This is a genomic window from Inquilinus sp. (assembly GCF_039594555.1).
In the GTDB taxonomy this organism is placed as follows: Bacteria; Pseudomonadota; Alphaproteobacteria; order DSM-16000; family Inquilinaceae; genus Inquilinus.
The window spans coordinates 1-6158 of the sequence record NZ_JBCNNF010000410.1 but is presented as its reverse complement, the minus strand read 5'-3'; the positions used below and the strand labels follow the sequence as shown (position 1 = coordinate 6158).

The window sequence follows — 6158 nt, the reverse complement described above, 5'->3', positions numbered from 1 at the left end:
ACGGCGCCGGCGGCATCGCCGTCGGCATGGCCACCAACATCCCGCCGCACAATCTGGGCGAGGTGATCGACGCCTGCCTGGCCACCATCGACAGCCCGGACATCTCGATCGAGGAGCTGAACCAGATCGTGCCGGGGCCGGACTTCCCGACCGGCGCCCTGATCCTCGGCCGCTCCGGCATCCGCTCGGCCGTCGCCACCGGCCGCGGCAGCGTGGTGATGCGGGCCCGGTCGTCGATCGAGGAGATCCGCAAGGACCGCGAAGCGATCATCTTCACCGAGATCCCGTTCCAGGTGAACAAGTCGCGGCTGATGGAGCGCATCGCCGAGGTCGTCAACGACAAGACGGTCGAGGGCATCGCCGAGCTGCGCGACGAGAGCGACCGCGACGGCGTGCGCATCGTGGTCGAGCTGAAGCGCGACGCCAGCGCCGATGTGGTGCTGAACCAGCTGTACCGGTCGACCCCGCTGCAGACCTCCTTCGGCGTCAACATGCTGGCGCTGCACGGCGGCCGGCCCGAGCTGCTGAACCTGAAGCAGATCATCGACGCCTTCATCGCCTTCCGCGAGGAAGTGATCACCCGGCGCACCCGCTACCTGCTGGCCCGCGCCCGCGAACGGGCCCATGTGCTGGTCGGCCTCGCCACCGCCGTCGTCAACATCGACGCGGTGATCGAGCTGATCCGCCGCGCGCCCGACCCGCAGACGGCGCGCGAGGAGCTGATGGCCACGGCCTGGCCGGCCGGCGAGATCGCGCCGCTGATTGCGCTGGTGGACGAGCCCGGCCACCCGCTGGCCGAGGACGGCACCTACCGCCTGTCCGAGATCCAGGCCCGCGCCATCCTCGACCTGCGCCTGCACCGCCTGACCGGGCTGGAGCGCGACAAGATCGGCGACGACCTGCGCGCCATCGTCGCCGAGATCCAGGAATACCTGTCGATCCTGGCGAGCCGCGAGAAGCTCCTGGAGATCATGCGTGGCGAGCTGGTCGAGATGAAGGACCAGTTCGCCACCCCGCGGAAGACCGAGATCCTCGACCTCGAATTCGAGGCCGATATCGAGGATCTGATCCAGCGCGAGGACATGGTCGTCACCGTCTCCAATGGCGGCTACATCAAGCGGGTGCCGCTGTCGACCTACCGGGCGCAGCGCCGCGGCGGCAAGGGTCGCAGCGGCATGGCGACGAAGGACGAGGATTTCGTCTCCGACCTGTTCGTCGCCAACACCCACACGCCGATGCTGTTCTTCTCCAGCCGCGGCATCGTCTACAAGCTCAAGGTCTACCGCCTGCCGGTCGGTACGCCGCAGTCGCGCGGCAAGGCAATGGTCAACATGCTGCCGCTGCAGCAGGGAGAGACCATCTCCACCGTCATGCCGCTGCCGGAGGATGAGAGCACCTGGGACCAGCTCTACGTCATGTTCGGGACGGCCAGCGGCAATGTCCGCCGCAACAGCCTGGCCGATTTCACCAGCATCAATCGCAACGGCAAGATCGCGATGAAGCTGGACGAGGGCGACAGCCTGATCGGCGTCAAGGTCTGCAGCGACGACCAGGACGTGCTGCTGGCCACCCACAGCGGCATGTGCATCCGCTTCCCGGTCACCGACGTCCGCGTCTTCAAGGGCCGCGATTCGACCGGCGTGCGCGGCATCCGCCTGGCTGAGGGCGACACCGTCATCTCGATCTCGATCCTGCATCATCTCGACGCCACGGCCGACGAGCGCGCCAACTACCTGCGCATGGCCAACGCCGCCCGCCGGGCCGAGGGCGAGGAGACCGACGGCGAGGACGGCGAGACGGTGGAGGAGCACGACCTCGACCCCGCCCGCTTCGCCGCGATGGAGGCGGGGGAGGAGTTCATCCTCACGGTCAGCGAGGAGGGCTTCGGCAAGCTCAGCTCGGCCTATGGCTACCGGCTCACCGGCCGCGGCGGCAAGGGCATCTGGGCCATGGAGATGGGCGAGAAGAACACCGCCGTGGCCGCCAGCTTCCCGATCTCGCCGAACCAGGAGATCATCCTGGTGACCGATGGCGGCCAGCTGATCCGCTGCCCAGTCTCCGACGTGCGCATCGCCGCCCGCAAGACCATGGGCGTGCGGCTGTTCAACGTCGCCGGGGGCGAGCGCGTGGTCTCCGTCGCCTCGGTGCCGGAGGAGAACGGCGAGGGTGAGGATGCGGCCGAGGACGGTTCGTCCGGCGAAGCCGATGAGGGGCAACAGGACGGCGCCGCGTCGGGCGGCGACGGCGCATAAGGAAAGCCGCACGGATGTCCAAGGCGCGCACCGGGGTCTATCCCGGCACCTTCGATCCCATCACCAAGGGCCATATGGACATCATCCAGCGGGCGACACGGATCGTCGACCACCTGGTCGTCGCCGTGGCCCGCAACGACGGCAAGGGCCCGCTGTTCTCGACCGACGAGCGGGTGGAGTTGGTGCGGGCCGACGTCGCGCCCCTGGTGGCCCAGGGGATCTCGATCGAGGTCCGCTCCTTCGACATGCTGCTGATGAACTTCGCCGCCTCGGTCGGCGCCACCACGGTGGTGCGCGGCCTGCGCGCCGTCTCGGATTTCGAGTACGAGTTCCAGATGGCCGGCATGAACGCCAAGATCAATCCGGTGATCGAGACGGTGTTCCTGATGGCGTCGGACCGCTACCAGTTCATCTCCTCGCGCTTCGTCAAGGAGATCGGCCGGCTGGGCGGCGACATCGCCCCCTTCGTCAGCCCGCTGGTGGCCAAGCGCCTGACCGAGCAGTTCGCCCGCAAGGGGATCGTCGGGGAATAACACCGAGCAGGTGTTGACCGTCGGGCGGTGCCTCCCTAATGTGCGGCCCGCCCGCCCGGACAGGTTCCGGGCCGGCAGTGTGAGCCGGTAGCTCAGTCGGTAGAGCAGAGGCCTTTTAAGCCCCTGGTCGTGGGTTCGAGTCCCACCCGGCTCACCAAATCTTTTCAAGAGGTTAGCATCTGGTGGCGTTGTCCATTCCGACACGCCGGCCTCTGCTCATTCCGACAAACCGTCAGGCCACCTGCTGCGCCGGGGCCGCCTTGCGCAGCCGGGCCCGCAGATGCGGGCAGGTGCCGCATTCGGCGATCTCCGGCAGCCGGTAGCGCAGGCAGCACAGCCGGCGCCAGCGCTTGGCCTCGCCATCCTCCTCGATGGTCTGGATCGGCTCGAACAGCGGGTTCGGCCTGCCGTCCGGCCGTTCGCGGTCGGACAGCAGCCGGCGGGCCTCGGCGGCGAGGCCGGCATCGGCCAGCGGATGGGCCGCGATCTCGCCCAGGATCCAGTCGAGATACACCGCGGCGTTGTTCCAGTAGAGCCGCGGCGCCAACCGGGTGTGCGCGGCCCAGGCGGCGATGAAGGGCTCGATATGGCCGGCGACCAGCCGGTCGAAGCGGCGGAAGGCGTCCGGCTCGCCCTCGGGCGTACCGTCATGCGCCATGCGGAAGGCGATCGGGTGGCCCTCCGGCGCCCGGATCACCCCGATCTCCGCCAGGGCGATCGGGAAGCGCCGGCCAAGCAGCAGGCTGGCCGCCATCACCGGCGGCAGCAGCCGGGCGAAGTACCATTGCGACCAGAAGGAGGCGACGGCCCGCCGGTCCGCGCCGGGATACTGGCCGGCATAGTCGTCCAGCACCCGGTCGATCGCCGCCGGGTCCAGCAGGCTGCGGCCGGGCAGGGCCGGGCGGTCGTCGTCCGGCAGCACCACAGCCTCGCCGCAATGCGCCAGATCGCCGGTGAAGACCGGCCGCAGGATCTCGATCATCGCCGTTGGCCAAGAATGCGTGTCATTCGCAACTGGCTATCGCAATCGAGCGGCGGCCGCAATCCCGTGATTCCGGAGAGGGGCGCTCAGCGACGGCGCAGGTCGCGCCCGTCCAGCGTCACATTGGCGTCGGGGTCCAGCCGCCGCTCCTCGATCCGCAGCTCCGCCGCGCGCTCAATGCCGGAGCGGTGGTGGTGGTAGATCTCGACAGCTTCCGCCGGCGTCGGCCGGTGCCCGAGCAGCGAGCGCAGCGCCGCCGCCGGCAGGAACACCCGGCCGGCATAGTCGCCGACCTCGACCCCGAACTCGACCGCCTGGCGCGCCTCGTTCCAGGCGGCGTCGTCGGGAAAGGTGAAGATCGGGCGGGCCATGGCGCCTTCTACCAGCCCGCCGCCCGACGCCGCAACGCCGGGCCCGCGCAGATCGCGGCGACCTCCGGGGTCGGCCCTACTTCTCGGTCAGGAACTTGACGACCGCGCCGTTGAACTCCTTCGGGTTCTGCAGCATGCCGAAATGGCTGACATTCGGCAGGATGTGCAGCTCGGCGCCCGGAATGGTGCGGGCCAGGTATTCGGTGTGCTCGCGCTTGATGCCCTCGTCATGCTCACCATCGGCGATCGCGAAGCGAACCTTGATGCCGCGCAGCTGGTCGGCGGTGAAGTCGGGCTGGGTCGCCCACATCTGCGAGATCTGCTGCAGGAACGCGTCATACTGGTCCGGCGTCTTCGACAGCGCCTTGTACTCGGTGCCGGCGCGCTCGATGAAGGCGGCGAAGGTCGGGTTCTTGTCGAAATCGGGCTTCAGCCCGGTCAGGTCGGAATTGGCGCCATAGGCGTAGACGCGGTTCAGCCGCTCCGGATGGTGGATGGCGATGTCCAGGCCGATGATGCCGCCGTCGCTCCAGCCCACCAGGTCGGCCTTCTGGATCTTGAGATAGTCCAGCAGCGCCAGCACGTCCGACGACATCAGGTCGTAGCTGTAGGGCTGGGCCGAGCGGGTGCTGCGGCCATGGCCGCGGCTGTCGGCGACGATCACCTGGAAGTGATGCTTCACCAAGTCCGGGATCAGGTAGTTCCAGTAGTCGGAGTTCGACAGCCCGCCATGCAGCAGGATCACCGGCTGACCCTTGCCGTAGACGGCGTAGTACATCTGGATGTCGTTGACCGGCGCCATGCCGCTGCTGTCGGCCTTCGGCGCCGGGCCCAGGGCCGGCAGGGTCTGCCACTCCTCTGCAGCCTGCGCCTGGGTGGTGGCCGCCTGGGCCAGAAGGGCCGGGACCGCCAGGCCGAGGCCGATGGCGACCGCCGCGCACCGCAGTACGCTTCCCACAGTTCGGCGCATGTCCATTCCTCTCACGCTGATGTGAATTCGCCGGATATCACAGCGAGAGGATGATGCTAGCACCGGACCGCAGCGCGGCGCGACGGCCGCAACGTTGCGGTTGCAACCTGGGCGCGGCTGCTCAGCCGGTCTTCGGCACCATGCCGCGGACGGCCTCCAGTCCGCTCTGGAGGAAGCGGTCGGACAGCGCCTCGTCGGACGCGCCGCGGGCCAGGATCAGGGCGCCGACCATGGTCGCGACCGCCTGTGGCGCCTTGGCAGGGTCGCCGCCATCGGCGGTGATCGCCGCCTCGGCGATCTCCACCAGGCCGTGCAGCCCCTGGGTGAATTCGGCACGGGTCTCGGCCGGGTGACGCGCGATCTCCGGCCCGATCGCGGCGGCGATGCAGCCATGTCCCGGATGGTCGCGATGGGCCGTCGACAGGTAGGATTCGGCCATCGCCGCCAGCCGCTCTCCCGGCGGCCGCTGCTCGATGGTCTTGCGCATCCGGGCCCGGCTCTCGCCGAAGCCCTCGGCGCAGGCGGCGGCCACCAGCGCCTCCTTCGACGGGAAATGCGCGTAGAAGCCGCCATGGGTCAGCCCGGCATCAGCCATCAGCGCGGCCACGCCCGTCGCCTCCACCCCATCCTCGCGGAAGCGTCTGGCGGCGGTGCGGATGATCCGCTGGCGGGTCTCCTGCTTGTGGTCCTTGCTGTAGCGCATGCCGGCCTCCCGGTAAGCCGCGCGTCGGCGGCGGCGATTGCCTTTTTAGATGATGATTATAATATTGTGTCTATCATATAACGTGCCAAGAGGACATCGATGTCCGCCGAAGATCCCGTCGTCATCGTCGGGTCCGCCCGCACTCCGCTCGGCCGCTTCCGCGGCGCCCTGTCGCCGCTGGCCGCGCCGCAGCTGGGGGGCGCTGCTGTCGCCGCCGCCGTGGCCCGGGCCTGTGTCGCTCCCGCCCAGGTCGACGAGTCGATCTTCGGTTGCGTGCTGCCGGCGGGGCAGGGCCAGGCGCCCGCGCGCCAGGCGGCCCGCGGCGCCGGCAGGCCCGGCGCGCCCGG

6 protein-coding genes, 1 tRNA gene and 1 pseudogene are annotated in these 6158 nt (G+C 69.2%); 4 read left to right on the top strand and 4 right to left on the bottom strand.

The genetic code is table 11. The features are described 5' to 3' along the window. The 3 genes from ABDW35_RS30150 to ABDW35_RS30140 all read left to right on the top strand — a co-directional run. A partial coding sequence (locus ABDW35_RS30150; protein ID WP_343717539.1) for a DNA gyrase subunit A occupies positions 1-2252 on the top strand: 2252 nt, incomplete at its 5' end. A 14-nt stretch (positions 2253-2266) separates the two neighbouring features. After that, the gene (gene coaD / locus ABDW35_RS30145) at positions 2267-2785 is read left to right on the top strand and encodes a pantetheine-phosphate adenylyltransferase (protein ID WP_088156201.1); all 519 of its coding nucleotides are present in this window, start codon (positions 2267-2269) and stop codon (positions 2783-2785) included. Positions 2786-2866: 81 nt separating this feature from the next. After that, positions 2867-2942, top strand: a tRNA-Lys gene (locus ABDW35_RS30140). Between the two features lie 75 nt (positions 2943-3017). Here ABDW35_RS30140 and fhuF read toward each other — a convergent pair. The 4 genes from fhuF to ABDW35_RS30120 all read right to left on the bottom strand — a co-directional run bounded on the left by fhuF (position 3018) and on the right by ABDW35_RS30120 (position 5811). Next, complete coding sequence (gene fhuF, locus ABDW35_RS30135) at positions 3018-3767, bottom strand: siderophore-iron reductase FhuF (RefSeq protein WP_343717538.1); 750 nt, start codon at positions 3765-3767, stop codon at positions 3018-3020. Positions 3768-3853: 86 nt separating this feature from the next. Then, entirely contained in the window at positions 3854-4138 is a 285-nt protein-coding gene (locus ABDW35_RS30130; protein WP_343717537.1) for a DUF1488 family protein, read from the bottom strand. A 76-nt stretch (positions 4139-4214) separates the two neighbouring features. Continuing rightward, entirely contained in the window at positions 4215-5108 is an 894-nt protein-coding gene (locus ABDW35_RS30125; protein ID WP_343717536.1) for an alpha/beta hydrolase, read from the bottom strand. A 121-nt stretch (positions 5109-5229) separates the two neighbouring features. After that, positions 5230-5811, bottom strand: coding sequence for a TetR/AcrR family transcriptional regulator (locus tag ABDW35_RS30120; protein WP_343717535.1), 582 nt, complete (start codon positions 5809-5811; stop codon positions 5230-5232). Between the two features lie 99 nt (positions 5812-5910). Between ABDW35_RS30120 and ABDW35_RS30115 the strand changes: the two are divergent. Then, positions 5911-6158 (top strand): annotated as a pseudogene (locus ABDW35_RS30115) (acetyl-CoA C-acetyltransferase); the annotation flags it as partial.